Origin of the sequence: Cobetia marina (assembly GCF_001720485.1) — a bacterium.
GTDB classification, from domain to species: Bacteria; Pseudomonadota; Gammaproteobacteria; order Pseudomonadales; family Halomonadaceae; genus Cobetia; species Cobetia marina.
Window position 1 is genome coordinate 1,181,732 of the sequence record NZ_CP017114.1, and the last position, 19,844, is coordinate 1,201,575.

Annotated in this window: 15 protein-coding genes; 9 read left to right on the forward strand and 6 right to left on the reverse strand. The window is 62.6% G+C overall.

Translation table 11 applies throughout. From position 1 onward, the window contains the following. The first annotated feature begins 143 nt into the window (after positions 1-143). The 3 genes from lon to BFX80_RS05060 all read left to right on the forward strand — a co-directional run bounded on the left by lon (position 144) and on the right by BFX80_RS05060 (position 5,077). Positions 144-2,552: an endopeptidase La gene (gene lon / locus BFX80_RS05045; protein ID WP_084208104.1), complete on the forward strand. Its 2,409-nt coding sequence runs from the start codon at positions 144-146 to the stop codon at positions 2,550-2,552. 178 nt (positions 2,553-2,730) lie between these two features. Next, positions 2,731-3,003, forward strand: coding sequence for an HU family DNA-binding protein (locus tag BFX80_RS05050; RefSeq protein WP_065392603.1), 273 nt, complete (start codon positions 2,731-2,733; stop codon positions 3,001-3,003). Positions 3,004-3,262: 259 nt separating this feature from the next. Continuing rightward, a complete protein-coding gene (locus BFX80_RS05060) occupies positions 3,263-5,077 on the forward strand; it encodes a SurA N-terminal domain-containing protein (RefSeq protein ID WP_084208105.1) in 1,815 nt (604 codons plus the stop codon). Positions 5,078-5,268: 191 nt separating this feature from the next. Here the strand turns inward: BFX80_RS05060 and BFX80_RS05065 are convergent, their stop codons facing one another. Further along, on the reverse strand, positions 5,269-6,225 hold the full coding sequence (locus BFX80_RS05065) for a LysR family transcriptional regulator (protein WP_167592974.1): 957 nt from the start codon (positions 6,223-6,225) through the stop codon (positions 5,269-5,271). Positions 6,226-6,488: 263 nt separating this feature from the next. On the opposite strand from BFX80_RS05065, the gene BFX80_RS05070 reads away from it, so the two are divergent. From BFX80_RS05070 to BFX80_RS05080, 3 genes are all read left to right on the forward strand, one after another. Beyond that, positions 6,489-7,487 carry an NADP-dependent oxidoreductase gene (locus tag BFX80_RS05070; protein ID WP_077374747.1) on the forward strand — a complete coding sequence of 333 codons (999 nt, stop codon included), beginning with the start codon at positions 6,489-6,491 and terminating at the stop codon, positions 7,485-7,487. A 399-nt stretch (positions 7,488-7,886) separates the two neighbouring features. Then, entirely contained in the window at positions 7,887-9,038 is a 1,152-nt protein-coding gene (locus BFX80_RS05075; protein WP_084208106.1) for an iron-containing alcohol dehydrogenase, read from the forward strand. Positions 9,039-9,250: 212 nt separating this feature from the next. Then, on the forward strand, positions 9,251-10,507 hold the full coding sequence (locus BFX80_RS05080; protein WP_084208107.1) for a CobW family GTP-binding protein: 1,257 nt from the start codon (positions 9,251-9,253) through the stop codon (positions 10,505-10,507). A gap of 29 nt (positions 10,508-10,536) precedes the next feature. Here BFX80_RS05080 and BFX80_RS05085 read toward each other — a convergent pair whose 3' ends face one another. The 4 genes from BFX80_RS05085 to queC are packed head-to-tail and all read right to left on the reverse strand — an operon-like array spanning position 10,537 to position 13,164. Further along, entirely contained in the window at positions 10,537-10,824 is a 288-nt protein-coding gene (locus BFX80_RS05085; protein ID WP_084208108.1) for a YkgJ family cysteine cluster protein, read from the reverse strand. Beyond that, positions 10,821-11,720, reverse strand: coding sequence for a 6-carboxytetrahydropterin synthase (locus BFX80_RS05090; RefSeq protein WP_084208109.1), 900 nt, complete (start codon positions 11,718-11,720; stop codon positions 10,821-10,823). The genes BFX80_RS05085 and BFX80_RS05090 overlap by 4 nt, the downstream gene beginning before the upstream one ends. 8 nt (positions 11,721-11,728) lie before the next feature. Beyond that, positions 11,729-12,421, reverse strand: a complete 693-nt coding sequence (gene queE / locus BFX80_RS05095) for a 7-carboxy-7-deazaguanine synthase (RefSeq protein WP_084208110.1) — start codon at positions 12,419-12,421, stop codon at positions 11,729-11,731. Further along, the gene (gene queC / locus BFX80_RS05100) at positions 12,421-13,164 is read right to left on the reverse strand and encodes a 7-cyano-7-deazaguanine synthase QueC (protein WP_084208111.1); all 744 of its coding nucleotides are present in this window, start codon (positions 13,162-13,164) and stop codon (positions 12,421-12,423) included. The genes queE and queC overlap by 1 nt, the downstream gene beginning before the upstream one ends. Positions 13,165-13,586: 422 nt before the next feature. On the opposite strand from queC, the gene BFX80_RS05105 reads away from it, so the two are divergent. Further along, positions 13,587-15,311, forward strand: a complete 1,725-nt coding sequence (locus BFX80_RS05105) for a putative bifunctional diguanylate cyclase/phosphodiesterase (protein ID WP_139345447.1) — start codon at positions 13,587-13,589, stop codon at positions 15,309-15,311. A 131-nt stretch (positions 15,312-15,442) separates the two neighbouring features. On the opposite strand, the gene BFX80_RS05110 is transcribed toward BFX80_RS05105, so the two are convergent. Further along, positions 15,443-16,402, reverse strand: coding sequence for a LysR family transcriptional regulator (locus BFX80_RS05110; protein ID WP_077374722.1), 960 nt, complete (start codon positions 16,400-16,402; stop codon positions 15,443-15,445). A 436-nt stretch (positions 16,403-16,838) separates the two neighbouring features. On the opposite strand from BFX80_RS05110, the gene BFX80_RS05115 reads away from it, so the two are divergent. Together BFX80_RS05115 and BFX80_RS05120 are read left to right on the forward strand one after the other, a co-directional pair. Continuing rightward, a complete protein-coding gene (locus BFX80_RS05115; protein ID WP_157109435.1) occupies positions 16,839-18,170 on the forward strand; it encodes an MATE family efflux transporter in 1,332 nt (443 codons plus the stop codon). 322 nt (positions 18,171-18,492) lie between these two features. Further along, positions 18,493-19,752, forward strand: coding sequence for a D-amino acid dehydrogenase (locus BFX80_RS05120; protein ID WP_084208113.1), 1,260 nt, complete (start codon positions 18,493-18,495; stop codon positions 19,750-19,752). Positions 19,753-19,844 lie beyond the last annotated feature (92 nt).

Genomic DNA, 19,844 nt, shown 5'->3' on the forward strand with positions numbered 1-19,844 from the left:
GACTCGCGTGCGGCTTCATTCAGCGTTGAGTTACCGCCCATGCGTCTCAGGATCATTGCAAAATCATGACCTTGCCCCCATGGTCTCTGTATCAGAGAGCCGTGTGAGGCGGCCCACCCACAGAATACCGAGGAACGTCTGCCATGGAGCAGAACGATGATCAGACCCTGACACTTCCGCTGCTGCCGCTGCGGGATGTGGTGGTCTATCCCCAGATGGTGATTCCGCTGTTCGTCGGCCGGGAAAAGTCGATCCAGGCCCTCGAAGTGGCCATGGAAGGCGACAAGAAGATCCTGCTTGCGGCACAGCGTGAAGCCAGCCAGGACGACCCGACTGCCGAGGATCTCTTCGCGATCGGGACCGTCGCCGACATCATGCAGTTGCTCAAGCTTCCCGATGGCACCGTCAAGGTGCTCATCGAGGGCAGCTCACGCGCCGATATCCAGGCGATTCGTCTGCATGACGACGGTCACAGCATCGCCGATGTCGTGCTGCGTGACAGCCAGCCGCTGTCCGAGCGCGAGCAGGAGACCCTGGTACGCGTTCTGCTCAACCAGTTCGAGCAGTACGTCAAGCTGTCCAAGAAGGTGCCCAATGAAGTGCTGGGCAGCCTGCAGGGCATCGAGGACCCGAGTCGCCTGGTGGATACCATCAGTGCCCACCTGTCACTGGGCATCGATGACAAGCAGGCGCTGCTCGAGATGGACAAGGTGCGCGACCGCATCGAGCACCTGATGACGCTGATCGAAGCCGAGATCGACCTGCTGCAGGTCGAGAAGCGCATTCGTACTCGCGTCAAGGAGCAGATGGAGAAGTCGCAGCGCGAGTACTATCTCAATGAGCAGATGAAGGCCATCCAGAAGGAGATGGGTGAGCTGGATGACGTGCCCAATGAGGTCGAGCAGTATGAGCGTCGCATCAAGGACGCCGGCATGCCCAAGGACGCCGAGGAAAAGGCCAATCAGGAGCTCAACAAGCTCAAGATGATGGGCCCGACGTCCGCCGAGGCGACCGTGGTGCGGACTTACCTGGACTGGCTGTGCGACGTGCCGTGGAAGAAGCGCACCCGCGTGCGTCACGACATTGATCACGCCGCCAGGGTGCTCGATGAGGACCACTACGGTCTCGACGAGGTCAAGGAACGCATCCTCGAGTATCTCGCCGTGCAGAAGCGCGTCAAGAAGCTCAAGGGGCCGGTGCTGTGTCTGGTAGGACCGCCGGGTGTCGGCAAGACGTCGCTGGGCAAGTCCATCGCCCGCGCCACCAATCGCCAGTACACTCGCATGGCGCTGGGTGGCGTGCGGGATGAATCCGAGATCCGTGGCCACCGTCGCACCTACATCGGCGCCTTGCCGGGCAAGATCATCCAGCGCATGACCAAGACCGGCGTCAAGAATCCGCTGGTGCTGCTCGACGAGATCGACAAGCTGGGCATGGATCACCGTGGTGATCCGGCCTCGGCGCTGCTTGAGGTGCTGGACCCGGAGCAGAACGACAAGTTCGCCGATCACTACCTCGAACTGGATTACGATCTGTCCGAGACCCTGTTCATCTGTACCTCGAACTCGATGAACATTCCGGGACCGCTGCGTGATCGCATGGAGATCATCCGTCTGCCGGGGTACACCGAGGACGAGAAGCTGGCCATCGCGATGCGCTACCTGGCCCCCAAGCAGCTCAAGGCCAATGGCCTGAAGCCGGGCGAGCTGACCTTCAGTGAAGCCTCCGTGCTCGAGCTGATTCGTTACTATTCGCGTGAAGCCGGTGTGCGTGAGCTGGAACGCCAGATCGCCAAGGTCTGCCGCAAGATCGTGCGCGAGCGCGTGGTCGCCGAGGCCAAGGAAGGTGCGCTGTCTTCCATGCACCTCGAGGCCGAGCAGGTCGAGCATTACGCGGGTGTCCGCAAGTACAGCTTCGGTCTCGCGGATGCCGAGGACCAGATCGGGCGCGTGACGGGCCTGGCCTGGACGTCCGTCGGCGGTGAGCTGCTGACCATCGAGTCGGTGGTCACGCCCGGCAAGGGCCGTGTCAGCAAGACGGGCTCGCTGGGCGACGTGATGAAGGAGTCGGTCAGTGCAGCGCATACCGTCGTGCGCGCACGCGCCGAGTCCTTCGGTATCGAGGCTGAACGCTTCGAGAAGGAAGACCTGCACATTCACGTGCCGGAAGGTGCCACGCCGAAGGACGGCCCCAGTGCGGGGGCTGCCATGGTCACCGCGATGGTGTCCGCTTACTGTGGGCGCCCCGTGCGCTGTGATGTGGCGATGACCGGTGAGGTCAACCTGCGCGGCGAAGTCATGCCGATCGGCGGCCTCAAGGAGAAATTGCTGGCAGCGCGACGCGGTGGTATAAAGCTCGTATTGATTCCCGAAGAGAATCGCCGTGATCTCAAGGAGGTCCCGGACACCATCAAGGATGCATTGGACATTCGCCCCGTGCGTTGGATCGATGAAGTTCTTGAGGTGGCTCTGGCGGAAAAGTCTTCAAGTGAGCCGGATGAATCTCGACAGGACGATGCCAGTGGTCGTCAGTCAGTCATCAGTACACATTGATGGATATTTCTGGCCATGCCGTTGTCGAAACGGCGGCGTGGTGCGGTTTTGCGCGTGAGGTTGCTTGACAGTCGTTTGAGGGCGTTGCTATAAACTCCGCTTCGTCGCGATCGCGTTTAGCACCCGTAATTTTCGCGCTGATTTCTGGTAATTTTTTTGCAAATTCAAGGGGTGAAGAGTGAATAAATCCGAGCTGATCGAAGCCATTGCTGCATCTGCCGATATTCCGAAAGCAGCAGCTAGCCGTGCACTCGATGCGATGGTCGACACCGTCACTGATAGCCTGAAGAAAGGTGAGACCGTGGCACTGGTCGGGTTCGGCACCTTTACTGTCAAGGAGCGCGCTGCTCGTACTGGCCGTAACCCGCAGACTGGCGATCCGATCGAAATCAGTGCTGCCAAGGTGCCGAGCTTCAAGGCTGGCAAGGCACTGAAAGACGCCGTCAACTGAGGTCTGCCTGCTCTTGCAGGTACCCGGTGACGTGGTGCCGCCCTGTCAGGACGTCGTTGTCTGTCAGGTCGGCACCAGGAAATCGAAGCGCATCGCCTGGCGATGCGCTTTTTTTGTGACTGATATCATGGGCAATCTGCGGTGACCCTGCTTCTGCCGCTACCAAAGGCACCTGCATCTGTCGGCGTCATGCGTATAATCAACAGTCACTGATTCGCGGCCCTAGAGGCCATTTCCTTCCCTGTAGCTCGAGGCCCGCATGCTGCAACGAATTCGAGACCGGTCGCATGGCTGGGTGGCCAAGACGATCGTTGGCTTTATCGTCGTCACCTTTGCCTTCTTCGGCGTTGAGTCGATCATTGGTGCCTTCACTGGCAGCAGTGATGAGATCGCCAGCGTCAATGGCGACAAGATCAGCCGTCAGTCAGTTGAGACCGAAGTGCAACGTGCCATCCGTTCCGGACAGGTCGCTCCCGAACAGGAGCGTGAGGCACGCAATCAGATCATCACCCAGATGATCGATTCCCGTCTGCTGGACCAGTACGCTGAAGAGGGTGGATTGCACCTCTCCGAGCAACAGCTCGATCAACTGATCGTCAGCTTCCCGGAATTCCAGGATGACCAAGGCCGCTTTGACGCCGACGTCTTCCGCAATCGTCTGGCCAGCGCCGGCTACTCGCCGACGTCCTTCCGCGAGCAGTTGCGCAGCGACACCCTGCGTCAGCAGCTGACCGATGGCTTTGCCGCCAGTGCCTTCGTGCTGCCGGGCGAAGAAGAGAAGCTCAGCCAGCTTCAGCGTCAGACGCGCAGTTTCCGTTACGCCACCCTGAGTCAGGCCGACCTCGAGTCGCCGGTCACCCTGAACGAGGATGAGCTGACCGCCTGGTATGACAGCCATCAGGACAACTATCGGCGTCCGGCTCAGGTCAAGCTGGCCTATGTGCTGCTGGATCAGAATGAGCTGGCCGACGGCGGCGAGATCAGTGAGGACACGCTCAAGGCCGAATATGCCGCCAAGCGTGCCGATGCACCGCGCGAGATCGCGCACATCATGGTCGAGAAGGGCGATGATGTGGCGGCTGCGCGTGCCAAGCTCGAAGGCGCACGTGACGCACTCGCCAACGGCGAAGACTTCGCCAAGGTGGCGGCCGAGATCTCTGAAGACAGCTCCACGGCCGAGGATGGTGGTGAGCTGGGAGTGATCACCCGCGGTATCTTCGGCGAAGACTTCGATGACGCCGCCTTCGCGCTGGATGAAGGGCAGGTCTCGGACATCGTCGATACCGGCGACAGCCTGCACCTGATCAAGGTGACCGGGCTCGATATCGCGCCGTTCGACGAAATGCGTGATGAACTGCTCACCCAGGCGCGCAAGTCAGCCTCGCGTGACACCTTCAATGAGAAGGCGCAGCAGCTCAAGGATGAAAGCTTCGCGGCGGATGATCTGGCCAGCGTTGCCGAGGATCTGGATCTTCCGCTGGAGAAGACCGACTGGGTGGCACAGGACAATGACGACGAACTGCTGTCCGAGCCGGGTGTGATGGCGGCTGCCTTCGATGACGAAGTGCTCAAGGAAGGCTACAACAGCGATGTGATCGAACTCGACGACAGTCGCCGTCTGGTGCTGCGCGTGCTCGAGCAGCGTCCGGCCACGACGCTGGCCCTCGACGAGGTCAAGCAGCAGGTGCAGCGTGAAGCCAAGGCGGACAAGACCGCCAAGGCGCTTGAGGCATTGGCACAGACGCGCATCGAGGCGCTGCGTGAAGGCAAGTCGCTGGAAGGGATCGACTGGCGCGACGCAGACGACGTCAGCCGTCAGGGAGATTCCCAGCTGCCTGAGAATCTGGTCAAGCAGGCCTTCGCGCTGCCGCATCCCGAGGCAGACCAGCCGGTGTATGGCAAGGCAGCCCTCAAGGGCGGCATCGCCCTGATCGCGTTGACCGATGTAGGAGAGGCCGAGCCGGGTGACATGGACCAGTTCCTGTCGCGTCTGGCGATGCGCCTGCAGGCCCAGTCAGCCGTCGAGGGGCTGCAGGAATCCTTGCGCGAGAGTGCCGATATCGAGCGCAAGTGAGCAAGGAGCAACGGACGTGAGTACCGTCACGTCTCACTCGAGGCATTGCCTCCCTTGAGAATCACGTCCTGACCTCTGCCACCAGAGACCGCCACCCCATGGGGTGGCGGTCTTTTTTTGGTTCAGTGTCGGAGCAATTTCTGGTGCAGTGTCGAGTCAATCCTGCGCACATTCCCGCAGTCACGACAGTGTCACGGCGTGAGGCGTTGACGCAGCCGATGGGAGAGTTCGCGGTGGCGGGCTTGAATGCCTGTCGAGAGAGATTGACGCAGCCAGCGATGCCCGGCGTCATGATGCAGGCGTTCGTGCCACACCAGCCAGTAGGAGAAGCGGTTGATGGCGATGGGCAGCGGGCGCAGCACCAGCGGTAGCTGATCCAGCATGCTGATGGCCAGGCAGCCCGGAACGCATAGCAGCAGATCGCTATGGCAGGTGACACTGAAGGCGGCCAGGAAGTGGGGCTGGCGCATGACGACCTGCCGACTCAAGCCCAGCTCCGCCAGCTTGAGATCCACCGCACCACGCTCATCACCGCCCATGCTGATCAATTGGTGGCTGGCGGCGACGAAGTCCTCCAGACTCAATGTCTCCTTCGCTGCCAGCGGGTGGTCCTTGCGCATCACGCAGACGAACTGGTCATCCCCGATCTCGCGCCCATGCACGCCGGCCGGCACCTTGGCGGTGGGCACGCACATCGCAAGCTCCGGCCCCCCTTCCTCCAGCTGTTGTTCGACATTGCCCCCATAGGCCTGGATGTCCAGGCGGATGCCGGGCGCCTGGTCATGCAGCGGCGCTATCTGCGGTGCCACGAAGGCGTGCATGCCATAGTCGGTGGTGGCCAGCTGGAAGCGGCGTTGGCTGTCGGCTGGCGAGAATTCGGGGGGTGCCAGCAGTGCGCCCAGCTCCTGGAGCAGGCGCGCGAGAGGCTGTCTGAGCGCCTCGGCACGTGCCGTGGGGCGCAGGCCGCGTTGCGCACGTACGAACAGGGGATCGTCAAAGGCCTCGCGCAGCCGAGCCAGGGTACGTGAAACGGCAGGTTGACTCAGGTTGAGGCGCTCCGCGGCCCGAGACACGCTGCGCGTTTCCAGCAGCGCATGCAGCGCGACCAGCGTGTTGAGGTCATGGCGAGCGAGTTCAGCCAGATGCATGGCGGGAAGTTTCCGGTGGTGAAGAGGCCCCGGACGGGGATGAAGGTGCGTATTTTCAACCACGCATGATATCAGTCTCATGCATACCGGAATTCAGTTTCTGTCATTGGTGTGATATCGGGAGCGCGAGTAATCTGGTGGGACTTCGTCGCCGGGGAACGATTGCGGCGACCTGTCGTCACACGGTCAAGGCCTCGGGCCACCTGCCTGATGACGATTCTGATCACGTGACGTTTGACCAGATCATTCGCAAGGAGCATTTCATGCAGACACGCTATTACACGATCACCGACTATCCGAAAGGCACTCCGGAACGCGACCTGTTCACCTTGCGTGAAGAGGCGCTGAGCGAGCTTGGCGAAGGGGAAGTGCGCATTCGCAACCGCTGGTTGTCCGTCGATCCCTACATGCGTGGCCGCATGAGTGGCGCCAAGACCTATATTGACCCCTTCGAGCTCAATGAGCCGCTGCAGGGTGCGGCAGTCGGTGAGGTGATCGAGTCACGCGACTCTCGCTTCAAGACCGGCGACAAGGTGCGTCACATGGGCGGCTGGCGTGATATCGCGCAGCTGTCTGGCGACCAGGTCGAGCCGCTGCCGAGCATCGACGTGCCGGAGCAGGCTTATCTGGGCGTGCTGGGCATGCCGGGCATGACTGCCTGGACCGGTCTGAACATCATCGCCGAGATGAAAGAGGGCGACAACGTGCTGGTCAGCGCGGCCTCCGGTGCGGTCGGCTCGCTCGCCGTGCAGCTGGCCAAGGCCAAGGGCGGGACTGTCGTCGGCATCGCCGGCAGCCAGGAGAAACTGGATTGGCTGGAGGCGCGCGGCGTCAAGGCGGTCAGCTACAAGGGCAAGGACGCAGAGCAGCTGACGAAAGCGCTCAAGGAGGCCTGCCCGGACGGTTTCGATGTCTACTACGAGAACGTCGGTGGTGACTGCCTGGTGGCGGCGCTCAACAACCTGAACGTCGGTGCACGCATCGCCGTCTGCGGCATGATCTCCAGCTACAACGATACCGAGGTGGCGGCGGGCCCCTCCAATATCTCGATGATCCTGATTCGCCGGGCGCGCATGCAGGGCTTCATCGTCTTTGACCACTGGGACAACTACAGCCGCTTCCTCGAAGAGGTAGGGCCGCAGGTCGCCAAGGGCGATATCGACTACGAAGAGACGGTGGAAGAGGGACTGGAACAGACGCCGGACGCCTTCCTCAAGCTGTTCACAGGCGCCAACAAGGGCAAGATGCTGGTACGTCTGTAACCTGAGACGGCAGCACTGAAGCCCCGAACACCTGACGCCTCGCGTACGCGCGGTGCTCAGGCATTCACGAAAGGCTCGCCACGGCGAGCCTTTCGCGTTGGTGAAAGCCATTCGCGTTGGTGAAAGCCATTCGCGTGGGTGAGCGCCATTCGCTTTGGTGAGAAGCTGTCACGTCGCGATGCGATTGGTGATTCATACGAACCAAAGACGTGCGCACTGTGCTCTACTTTCGTCGTAGATGCTGCTCTAGAATGTGCGCAACATTCGTGGGGTGGTGACGTCTTCATTTCGTTTTCGTGTCACCAGGCCCTCACGCGACACCCTGTGTCAGGTGGCACCTGATCATGGCGGCGTTCTGCATTGCCGCCGTGCCGCCCCTGACTCTGCGAGGAGAGCATCATGCAGGACTTTACCTATCAGAACCCGACCCGCGTGCACTTCGGTGCCGGCCAGATCGCCAAGGTGCGTGACGAGATTCCCGCCGATGCCCGCGTGCTGGTCACCTATGGGGGTGGCTCCATCAAGAAGAACGGCGTGATGGATCAGGTGGAAGCGGCACTGGAGGGCCATCAGTGGTGGAGCTTCGGCGGCATCGAGCCGAATCCGAGCTATCACACCCTGCTGGAAGCGCTGGAGGTCATCAAGCGCGAGAAGGTCGATTATCTGCTGGCAGTCGGGGGAGGCAGCGTCGCCGATGGCAGCAAGTTCCTCGCGCTGGCCGCCTGTCACGCCGGTGATCCGTGGGAGATTCTCGCCGAAGGCAAGCATCCCGAGACGGCATTGCCGCTGGGCGTGGTGCTGACCCTGCCGGCCACTGGCTCCGAGTCCAACGGCAATGCCGTGGTCACCAATTACGAGACCCACGACAAGCTGCCGATGTTCAGCGAACTGGCCTACCCGCGCTTCGCGGTGCTGGACCCGGCCACCACCCTGACCCTGCCGGAGCGCCAGAGCGTCAACGGTGTCGTCGATGCCTTCGTGCACGTCAGCGAGCAGTATTTGACCTACCCGGTCAACGCGCCGGTCCAGGATCGCTTCTCCGAGGGTCTGTTGCTGACCTTGATCGAGGAAGGCCCCAAGGTATTGAGCCAGCCGGATGACCTGGCCGTGCGCGCCAACATCATGTGGGCCGCCAACCTGGGCCTCAACGGGCTGATCGGGCGTGGTGTGCCGCAGGACTGGGCCACGCACATGATCGGTCACGAGATCACCGCACTGCACGGTGTCGATCATGGCCGCACCCTGACCATCGTGATGCCGGCACTGTGGGAAGAAATGTTCGAGGCCAAGCGTGCCAAGCTGGCGCAGTATGGTCGTCGTGTCTGGGGACTGGACGGTGATGACGAAAGCGTCGCCCGCGCTGCCATCGACAAGACGCGTGAATTCTTCACCCGCATGGGCGCGCCGGTATCGTTGAGCGAAGCCGGCATCGGTGCCGACAGCATCGATCAGCTGGTCGACAACCTGGCACGTCATGGCTTCACTGCCATCGGCGAGCACGGTGACATCACGCCGGACGTGGCGCGTCGTATCCTGACCCGCGCTGCCTGATCACGCACGTCAGTCAGGTCGCAAGGCAAGCCTGAAACCCCTCGTCACCCCTGGTGGCGAGGGGTTTTGCGTATGTCCCCTTGGCGGCGGCTTGCCGATTGCCGGATTGCGTCATGTCGCAAGGCAGGATTCGCTTCACGAGACGTCGTCGCCGGGCTTATTTTGTTACTCTATAACCTTTTGCACGCCCTTCATCCTGCGGAGAATTCAGCATGTCTCTGGCTTCACGCGGCGCCGATACCGGCGACGCCTCGACGGATTTAGCACGTCACACGCGGATACCGGTGCATCTGATCACCGGCTTTCTGGGAACCGGCAAGAGCAGCTTCATCCAGGCACTGGTCGCGGCCAAGCCGGCGGATGAGCATTGGGCGATCCTGGTCAATGAATTCGGGCAGGTGGGGATCGATCAGGCGCTGTTTGCCGGACGCGAGGATGTCAGCGTCAAGGGGCTGCCCGGTGGGTGCCTGTGCTGTCAGCTGGCCTTCGTGCTGCAGGCGGGGCTGGTCAGCCTGATCCATCAGACCCGGCCTGATCGTCTGATCATCGAGCCCTCGGGGCTGGGACATCCCGCAGGGTTGATCGATGTACTGCGCAGTGAAGGGCTGGCCTCCGCGCTTGAGCTCGAGGAGGTCATCACCCTGCTGGACCCGCGTGCACTGGACGATACCCGCACGCGTGAACACGGCACCTTCCAGGATCAGCTGACGCTGGCGGGGGGCGTGGTGCTCAGCAAGCGGGATCTGGCGACTGATGAGCAGCTGGCGGCCGCGCATGAGTTTCTTGAAGGGATGTGGCCGCGCAAGCGCTGGGTGGGTGAGCTGGGCAGAGCCGACGGCGAAAGTCAGCCGGCCCAGGCACGCATGGACGGTCAGGAGGTCGCGCTGATCGATTGGCTGCTGCCAGCAGGGCGTGAATCCCATCGCCAGGGCGGCTTGCACGCCAGCGACGCCCATCACGTCAGCGAAGATCGTGAGAACCAGCCCGAGATCAGCATGCCGGCTGCCCATCGCGCTGCGCGGGATAGGGCGCGTCTGGCGCAGGAGACTTCCACCAGTGAAAAGACGTCAGCCTCAGGCGTGATGCCATTGCCCGGCGCACCGGTGATCGAGCAGGCCGAAGGGCTTGAGCATGCCAGTCTGGGATGGCGAATCGTGGCGGACGAGGTGTTCGATCTTGATCAGCTGACCCGGTGGCTGGATGGACTGCCGCGCGACTGGCGGGTGAAGGGCATCTTTCACACGACGGAAGGCTGGCGCAGCTATAACCGTGCCAAGGGACGTGCCGAGCTTGCGCCTTCCAGCTGGCGCGAGGACTCACGACTCGAGTTGATCGCACCGCTGGAGGAGCAGGGGCAGGAGGGGATGGCGACTGCGTTGCCGCTGGCGGATTCCCGTCAGCTGAATGCCGCCTTGCTGGCCTGTCGCAGCGAGGGTGCCGCCAGGCCCTTCAATTTCTTCGGCGAGTGAGCTGAGATCTATCCCTCAGGGGGCGTCTCTCACGTCAGGCGCTCCCACTCGCCGATCAGGCGCAGGGCCTCTTCGCTTGAATTGCCACACAGCTCGATATCGAAGTCGAAGTTGCCACACACGGCCGGTCGTTGTGGCGTTCCGAACAGCTTGCACAGATTCTCGTCATCCAATTGCACGCAGCGCACGCCTGCCGGCTTGCCATTGGGCATGCCGGGAATCGGGCTCGAGATGGAAGGCGCGATGCAGCACCCCCCGCAGCCGGCGCGGCAGCCGGATGCGGGAGTGGCCGCGAAGTGGTGGGCGGTCTGCGTCATGATGTGGCGGGTATTTCCTCATGCTCAGGCAGCACCAGCGGCTGGCGGGCGGTCTCTGGCGTGTGCCGCGCGATGGCGCCCTTGTTGATCCCTTCATAGGCTTCGACGCGAATGCTGTCGCCGCTGTCGAGAGCGATCTGGCGCGCCAGCCAGTCGGCGATCCACTCGATGGTGGTCGGTGTCGGCAGCAACCAGACCTGCTTGCGCGGCAGGCGAATGCGGAATCTGCCCTGCGGTGCCTCATAGCTGAACACCAGCTCACGGCCGGGACGGTCGATCAGATCGCCTTCTTCGGCCAGGTAGCGGTCATTGAGCTTCTCGGCCCACTCGGCTTCCAGCGCCGTGTCCCGCAGCCCATTGCGTTCGATGACCAGCGGGGAGCGGTGACCATGTGCGATACGCTGACAGTTGCCGCTGTGATGACGCAGGCCATGACTGTAGGTGTAGGCGGCACCCTCGATGCACTCATCGCGCAGGCGCACGCGCAGCGCCTCGACGCGCGGCGGCAGGCGGCGCGTCAGCAGCTTCTCGAAGTGGTTGGCCAGCACCACGGTGGTGACCTCGGCCACCGGCAGCAGGCAGAAGGCCTGGCGCGGGCCGCGCACTTCCATGGCATAGGGCTGGGTGAAGCGCAGACACAGTCCTTCCGGGCAGTCCGTGACGCTCACGCCGTCGGCCTGACTGGGCACGATCAAGGTGTGATCGGCGTCCTGGTCGATCATGCGCTTGGCCCACGGCTTGACGTCGCCGAAGTCGAACAGCATGCCGTCATGGCCGACGGCGCCGTCCAGCTCCAGGTCCAGATGCTGACTGATGCCATGCAGGCCGCGAGTATTGCTCCACACCGAGGCATCCACCGCGGTGAGGGCCCTGACGAACAGGGTCTTGGAAGTCATTGCCGTCATCAATCGATACCACTGATCTTGTGAGTCTGCAGCGATAGCTGCCACTGGGGATTGGCCATGCAGTAACTGACGCACTGGTTCATCGGCGTATCCGTCGCCAGTACCTCGCGATAATGCTCGCGAGCGGCGGCTGGCGCGGGCAGGGCATCCAGGGCGGCGGTATCCAGTGGCTGCAGATAGAAGTGCGCGAAGTCCAGACTGACGAAGCGCTCCGGCAGCGCCTCCGGCTGCGGGTAGACGAGCTTGAGCTCATCGCCGCCGGTGAGGACCAGCTCGCTGGCACCCTTGGGGCTGACGCATAGCCAGTCGATGCCGGCGGGCGGCGTGACGGTGCCGTTGGTCTCCACCGCGATCTCGAAGCCGCGGGCGTGCATCGCGTCCACCAGTTCGCGGTCGAGCTGCAACAGTGGCTCACCGCCGGTGAAGACGACATAGGGCGTGGCGATGCCGGTGTGTTCCGGCCACAGGCTGGCCAGGAAGTCCGCCAGCTCGCTTGCCGTGCGGAACTTGCCGCCATTCTGGCCATTGGTGCCGACGAAATCGGTGTCGCAGAAGCGACAGACCGAGGTGTCGCGGTCCTGCTCACGACCACTCCACAGGTTGCAGCCCGCAAAGCGGCAGAACACGCTGGCGCGCCCTGCGCGAGCACCTTCGCCCTGCAGGGTGTAGAACGCTTCCTTTACCGTATACATCAGAGAGTGCCTGCGCCCTTGGCCGAATCGGTCGAGTCATACCCGAGCGGATCGCTCAGCCCATGGGCGGCGAAGGCAGCGAGGCGCTCGCGGCAGCTGCCGCATTCCCCACAGGCCAGTTCACGGCCTTCATAGCAGGTCCAGGTCTGGGCGTAATCGAGCTGCATGGCGATGCCGGCGGCCAGAATCTCGTCCTTGCTGGCGTGCAGGAAGGGCGCGCGAATCTCCACCGGCGAGAAGTTGGCGATCGCGGCGACGGCATTCATCTTCTCGACGAATTCCGGACGGCAATCCGGGTAGAGCACGTGATCCCCGCCGTGGGCACCATAGAAGCACACGCCAGCCTCGATATTGACGGCCTTGGCGATCGCCAGGGACAGCAGGATCATGTTGCGATTGGGCACCACGGTCGAGGTCATGGAGTCCTCGTCGTAGTCGGCCTTGGGCATCGCCTGGTCACTGTTGGTCAGCGCGGAGTTGTCGATCAGGCCATGGATGGCGCGAATGTCGACGACTTCATGGGCGACGCCCAGTGACTCGCAGACCTGGCGTGCGACGTCGAGCTCACGCGAGTGGCGCTGGCCGTAATGGAAGGAGAGGGCGTGTACCTCGAAGCCTTCCTTCAGCGCCTGGTGCAGGACGGTGTAGGAGTCCATGCCACCGGAGTAGATGACGACGGCGCGGGGGCGCTCTGCAGAGGAGGCAGGAGCGGATACAGCGGAATTCGGGACGTTGAGAGTCATGACGGAGAATTTCTTTGACCGATGGATTCGGCGCCCGGGATCCGGTCCGGGCGAAACGGGCGCCTATCCTACTCTTCCCGCGGTGTTGATGCCACCAGGACGCTTTGAGGCCACCAGGACACTTTGAGGCCATCAGGACATCCTGGATGGCCGGGAGTCGCATGCCGCATTGGCTCAGGAAAAGCGTCGAGACATCGCAAGCGTTGATGGGGCGAGAAAATAGCCTTGGTACCTGCCCCATGCCCTGACATAGACTCAGTGTATTAGCGAAAGATTGCAGTAATGGTGAAAGTGCAGGACATGCCGTTGAAGTGAGACACGGCATGTGAAGGACCGGAGGTGAGCTCGATGGCGGTAACGGTTGCACCGTCAGCGGGCGGGATTGCAAGACCCTTATTCATTGTGACTGCAGTGGGGTGAGCGTGCCTCTCGATATTCTGATCAAGTTGTTATCCTCCATCGAAGAGCCGCTGTGGATCTTCGACCGCTTCGGCCAGCTCGCCTGGAGCTCACCCCGTGCCCGTCAGGCAGAACACCAGCCTGAACTGCCGAGAACCCTGTCGCATCTGCCGGAGCCCTGTGGGCTCAGCGGCCAGCCGGGGATGTGGATGATGGGGATCGACGGGGAGCTGGGCCACTGGCTGCTGGTGCAGCAGGCCAATCTTCCCTGGCGAATGGCGGTGTTCGATGAAGAACGACTCGTCGCCTATACCTGTGGCTGGAAGGAGCTGTTCGGTGAGGCGCGTCCGCGGCTTGAACCGGTCAGTGAGCGCCGCGTGCGCCTCAAGGCGCCGTTCTCGGGTCTGGCCGAAGCGCGCGCTGCCGGACTGGACGACAAGGTGCTGATCGCGCTGCGTCGACTGCAGCCGATCAACCTGCTGTCGCGTGATCGCTTCAATGCCCAGGTGGACGAGCTGCTGTCCGGTGAGGCGGTCGATGGCGGCATCATCTATCTCTCGCTGACCCATCTGGAGATCATCAACTCGGCGCATGGCGCGGAGCGTATCGACCCGCTGCTGGAGCGCGTGGCGGAAGCGATGTCGTTGCAATACCGCGATGCACTGGTCTGTCGTCCGCTGGGCAATGCCTTCGCGCTGTTCTTCACCGGCGATGAAGTCGCCCTGATCGCGCGGGCCAGCGAGCTGTGCGAGCAGCTGGTCACGCTGATGCGCCTGGATGGCAAGTCCTTGCCCGTCACCGCGCGGGTGGGCATCAGCCTGGCGCCTCAGCACGCGCGTCGCGCGCATCGGCTGCTGCACCTGGCTGAACTGGCCATGCTGCATGGCGAGCAGGACGATATCGATGTCTGCGGGGCCTGGCATGTCTTCTCGCCCGGTGCCCACATGCGTCACCTCAACGATTACCGGCTGACCAGTGACCTGCGCGAGCATCTCGAAGAGCTCGATCTTGCCTTCCAGCCCCAGTTCGATCTGGTCAGTGGTCAGGCGGTCGGCGTGGAGGTGCTGGTGCGCTGGGACCATCCGGAGCTCGGGACCATCGGGCCTGGGCGCTTCATTCCGCTGGCGGAGCAGTACGGCTTGATCGGTACCGTCGGGGCTCGTGTGATGGATGCTGCTCTCAAGGCGACGCGGGATCTGGTGACCCCGGACGGCAAGCCGCTGTCGGTGGCGATCAACGTCTCGGCCCAGGAATTTCGTGACCCCGGCTTTCCCGAGCGAGTCTCACAGGCGCTCGCCTTGCACGACTTCGCCCCCGAGCGGCTGGAGCTGGAAATCACCGAGTCCTCACGGGTGCCGGATCTGGATCGCGTCGTCGAGCGCTTGACCGGTCTGATCGACCGAGGTGTCAGGCTTGCCATCGATGACTTCGGGACCGGCTTTGCCTCGCTGCTCTATGTCCGGGATCTACGCGCCTGTCGCCTCAAGGTGGACCAGCAGTTCGTCCGCAGCCTGGATCATGATGCGCGTGACCGCGCCATCGTCTCGCATGCCATCTCGTTGGCCGATAGCCTCGGCATGGAAGTGCTGGCCGAGGGCGTCGAGACGGTGGAGCAGGAACGCCTGCTGGTGGAGATGGGTTGCCATCTGGTGCAGGGCTTCCGTTACGCGCGGCCCAAGCGCCTGCCGGAGCTCAAGCAGTGGCTTGGCAACAAGCCCTGCATTCGCCCCTGTCCCGGGGCCGCCTGAGCTGACGGGTGCAAGCCCTGTCTGGCACAGGAAACGAAAACGCCCGTCATGCAGTCGCATGACGGGCGTTTTCGTTTTACCTTCGGTGCTTCATGCAGCAGAAGCGGGCGCCAGACAGGCAAGTGACGCGCTCAGCTGCAGGTCTTGCCGTAGCCGTACATGTTCTCGAAGCCCGGAATGCGCTGCTCCCACACCGGCGGAGTCCCGACGACTTCCTGCAGGCAATCACTGAAGCGACGCGTCTTCTGGGGAAGATACTGGCGATGCGGGTAGACCAGATGGATGGATGGCAGCGGCTTCATCGGCACGTCGGTAAGTAGCGGGACCAGCTCGCCATTCAGTACCTCATCCTTGATGTTGATGGCGGAGATCATGCCATAGCAGGCACCGGACTTGATGGCTCCGATCAGCACGTCGGCATCATTGACCTTGAGGCGAGAATCCAGCGCCACCTTTTCCTCGACGCCACTTTCACTGCACACCCGCAGGCGGTCGAGAATGAAGCCATCCCGTGAATAGACGGCCGCCGGCAGCCCCGAGAGGTCCGCGGGGGTCTTCGGCATGCCGTGGCGTTCGATGAAGGCAGGCGATGCGCAGATCAGATGGCGATGCGCGGCCAGGGGACGCGCGATCAGGTTGGAGTCTTCCAGTTCCGACATGCGGATGGCGAGATCATAGCCGCCACCGATCAGGTCGGTCAGGTGGTCTTCCAGACGGACTTCCACCTGGGTGTCCGGATAGCGCTCCATGTAGAGGCGCACCGCCTGAGCCACATAGGTGCGACCGAAGTGGCTGGGGCTGGTGATCTTGAGCACCCCTCGTGGCCCATCCTGGTAGGCGCCCGCGACATCATCGGTATCTTCCAGCACTTCGCGCAGGCGCAAGGCATGCTGATGGATCTCGCGGCCGGCATCGGTCAGGGCCAGCGAGCGGGTCGAGCGATTGAAGAGACGAATCTGCAACTCTTCTTCCAGACGACTGATCTGCTTGGAAACCACCGAGCGGTTGACCTGACGATGATCGGCTGCCTTGGAGAAGCTCTGTGCTTCCACGACATCCAGAAACAGCAACAAGCGGGATGCTTTATCCACGGTATGACCTCTCGTGATGCAACAGGAAAAGGCTCACGCAGCCGTCCTGCTCTTCAGGGTTGCGGCGCGCTTCAGCAGACAGGGACGCCGCCCGCAGATGGCAGGACAATCGGTAGGGACAGACCGGTCGCCCAGCGGGTCAGCATCGTCAACAGGCGAAGCTTAGCACGGCCAATGTTTCCGCTAATACTACGCATCAACGGATTTTCTCGCCTTCGTGTTGCCGTTACTGCATCAAAGACATGTCTGGCTGGCGGTATCTGCCTGACGGAGGAATCCCTAGAATCAACGTTCAAGCGCTGTCGTCGCGTAGCTCAAGCGCCCTCGTTCTCTTCTTCAGACCAGCGATGCCTGGCATCCTGGGAGTGATTGCATGTCTTCGACTCGTACTTCTTCGACATCCTCGCCTTCATCCTGTCCGAGTACCGGCGAGCTGATGTCCCGTCTCTGGCGTTCCACACTGCCGATGACCATCGGCATCATGGGATTGCTGGGCTTCAATCTGGTGGATGCCGCCTTCGTGTCGCGCCTGGGAACTGCGCCACTGGCGGCTCAGTCCTTCACCTTCCCGCTGACCTTCCTGATCATCGGGGTCCAGGTCGGCATGGGCATCGCCATTGCCGCCATCGTGTCACGCACGCTGGGGGCAGGGGAGGATGCTCGTGCCCGGCGGCTCGGCAGTGTGGTGGTGCTGGTCTCCGGCGGATTGCTGGCACTGTTGATGGTAGGACTATGGCTGATACGTGCGCCGGCCTTCCATCTGCTGGGCGCCAATGATCAGGAGCTCTCGCTGATCGAGCAGTACTGGGGCCCCTGGCTGGTGGCCAGCTGGGTGGGCGCCATGGCCTATGTGCTCTACAGCCTGTTTCGTGCCCACGGCAACACGCGGCTGCCCGGCGTGATGATGCTGGTGACCAGTCTGCTCAATCTAGCACTGGACCCTCTGCTGATCTTCGGTCTCGGCCCCGTGCCGGGGTTCGGATTGGCGGGGGCTGCCTGGGCGACGCTGATCGCCTTCGTGATCGGCCTGATGGTGACGACCTTCAAGCTGTTGCAGGAAGAGTGGATCGCGGTGCAGGGGTTGGTTCAAGAATGGCGGGACTCCTGGCGTCAGCTGGCGGGGATCGCGGCACCGGCCATCCTTTCGCAGATGATGCCGGCCGTGTCCGCCATGCTGGTCACGGCCATCGTGGCGACGCTGGGTCAGACCCAGGTGGCCGCCTGGGGGATCGCCTGCCGGCTCGAGACCTTTTCCTTGATCGTGGTGCTGGCACTCACCATGTCATTGCCCCCCTGGTTGGGACGGTGCTACGGCGCAGGTCGCTGGCAGGAAGTGCGCCGACTGATGAATCTGGTCGCCAGGATCGTGATCATCTGGCAGCTGGTGCTGGGCGTGGTGGTAGCGCTCCTCGCCGTCCCCTTGTCCCGGTTGCTGGTCGGCAATGAGGAGGTCGGCGCGGCGCTGGTCCTGCTGATCCCCTGGATGCTGCCAAGCTATGCCTTCCTGGGAATCTGCATGCTAGTGGTCTCGGCCGCCAATGCGCTGGGTTGGCCGCTACGGGCCACGCTCCTGTCCTTCCTGCGTCTCTTCGTGTGCTTCCTGCCAGCCGTCTGGCTGGGCGCTGAGCTCGATGGTCTGCGCGGCGTCGCGATCGGGGCGGCCATCGGCAATCTGCTGGCCGGTATCGTGGCCTGGCGTCTCTATCGTCAGGCGATCGGTGGGCTGGGCAAGCCCTCCCGAGGGCCTGTCGAGAGCGCCACCGCGTGATGCCGATGAGGGGGTGTTCGAGAGGGTGAGACTGCCAGGACGAGTCCTTGACGTAGCGCAAAAGCGGCCATTCTAAAAATGGCCGCTTTTTTGTGCGTAATTGCTGGCAGGTTGGCAAAATTAGCTATCAATCATCTGTATTGGAGGCCAATAACAGAATATTCGTGACGGATTTCACTCTTATACTGGGGTAATTGAGGTCAAGCCACTGAAGGCGGCGCTGCTGCTCGGGGCTGGATCAAGCGATACGTTTCGTGCGCGGCGCACGGAACCCCCCTTTCTTCCACCGCCGAGCGCGGTTGCAGTCACGGAGTAGAACAACATGAAGATTCTTGTGCTCGGAAGCGGTGTCGTCGGCGTGACCAGTGCCTACTATCTGGCGCGTCAGGGCCATGAGGTCACGGTCGTGGATCGTCAGGCCAGTCCGGCGATGGAAACCAGCTACGGCAATGCCGGCCAGGTGTCCTTCGGTTTTTCCTCTCCCTGGGCGGCACCGGGCATTCCGCAGAAAGCCGTCAAGTGGATGTTCCAGGAGCACGCGCCTCTCAAGATCCAGCCGCGCATGGACCCCCAGATGGCCAAGTTCATGGTCAAGATGTTCGCCAACTGCAATGCGGACCGTTATGCCGTGAACAAGGAGCGCATGGTTCGCGTCGCGGAATACAGTCGTCTGTGCATCAATTCGTTGCGTGAAGAGACAGGGCTGCGCTACGAGGACCGTCAGAAGGGCCTGCTGCAGCTGTTCCGCAACGAGGCCCAGGTCGAGGCCGTGCAGAAGGACATGAAGGTACTGGCCGGATGTGGCGTGCGTCACCAGCTGCTGGATGCCGAGGCCTGCGCCACCGTCGAGCCGGCCCTGGCGCGCGTACCGGGCAAGTTCATCGCCGGGTTGCACCTGCCGGACGATCAGACCGGTGATTGCCATCTGTTCACCAACCGGCTGGCGGATTACTGCCGTGACACCCTGGGCGTCACGTTCGTCTTCAATACCACGATCCAGCGCATCCAGCGTACTGGTAGCCGGATCGAGAAGGTGATCACCGACCGCGGCGAGATGAGCGCCGACAGTTATGTGATGTGCCTGGGCAGCTACTCGCCCTTCCTGGCACGTGATCTGGATCTGGATCTGCCGATCTACCCGGTCAAGGGCTACAGCCTGACCGTGCCGATCATCAATGCCGATGCCGCGCCGCAGTCCACGGTGATGGACGAGACCTTCAAGGTCGCGCTGACGCGCTTCGATGATCGCATCCGCGTGGGCGGTACGGCGGAGCTTGCGTCCTTCGACCTGTCCCTGCTCGAGAAGCGCCGTGCGACCATCAACATGGTGGTGCGTGATGTCTTCCCGGAAGCGGGCGACTATGCCAAGGCGGAATTCTGGGCCGGCCTGCGTCCGATGACCCCGGATTCCACGCCGATCATCGGTGGCACCAAGTATGACAACCTGTGGCTGAACACCGGACACGGCACGCTCGGCTGGACCATGAGCTGTGGCAGCGCCAGCCTGCTGGCGGACCTGGTCGGCGGGCGTACGCCCGGCATCGACCCGAACGGGCTGAACCTCGGTCGTTACGCTGCCTGAATACCATGTGCCGTCGTCAGGGTCTGCCGGTGTCGGCGGGCCCGGATCGCTCCCGTTTCTCGTCTCGTGTCATCAGGGAGTCGCTGAGCACG

Bases quoted from the DNA above. Each gene is read 5' to 3' on its own strand.
- lon (WP_084208104.1), top strand. From the start codon at position 144: ATGGAGCAGAACGATGATCAGACCCTGACACTTCCGCTGCTGCCGCTG.
- BFX80_RS05060 (WP_084208105.1), top strand. From the start codon at position 3,263: ATGCTGCAACGAATTCGAGACCGGTCGCATGGCTGGGTGGCCAAGACG.
- BFX80_RS05065 (WP_167592974.1), bottom strand. From the start codon at position 6,225: ATGCATCTGGCTGAACTCGCTCGCCATGACCTCAACACGCTGGTCGCG.
- BFX80_RS05070 (WP_077374747.1), top strand. From the start codon at position 6,489: ATGCAGACACGCTATTACACGATCACCGACTATCCGAAAGGCACTCCG.
- BFX80_RS05075 (WP_084208106.1), top strand. From the start codon at position 7,887: ATGCAGGACTTTACCTATCAGAACCCGACCCGCGTGCACTTCGGTGCC.
- BFX80_RS05080 (WP_084208107.1), top strand. From the start codon at position 9,251: ATGTCTCTGGCTTCACGCGGCGCCGATACCGGCGACGCCTCGACGGAT.
- BFX80_RS05085 (WP_084208108.1), bottom strand. From the start codon at position 10,824: ATGACGCAGACCGCCCACCACTTCGCGGCCACTCCCGCATCCGGCTGC.
- BFX80_RS05090 (WP_084208109.1), bottom strand. From the start codon at position 11,720: ATGACTTCCAAGACCCTGTTCGTCAGGGCCCTCACCGCGGTGGATGCC.
- queE (WP_084208110.1), bottom strand. From the start codon at position 12,421: ATGTATACGGTAAAGGAAGCGTTCTACACCCTGCAGGGCGAAGGTGCT.
- queC (WP_084208111.1), bottom strand. From the start codon at position 13,164: ATGACTCTCAACGTCCCGAATTCCGCTGTATCCGCTCCTGCCTCCTCT.
- BFX80_RS05115 (WP_157109435.1), top strand. From the start codon at position 16,839: ATGTCCCGTCTCTGGCGTTCCACACTGCCGATGACCATCGGCATCATG.
- BFX80_RS05120 (WP_084208113.1), top strand. From the start codon at position 18,493: ATGAAGATTCTTGTGCTCGGAAGCGGTGTCGTCGGCGTGACCAGTGCC.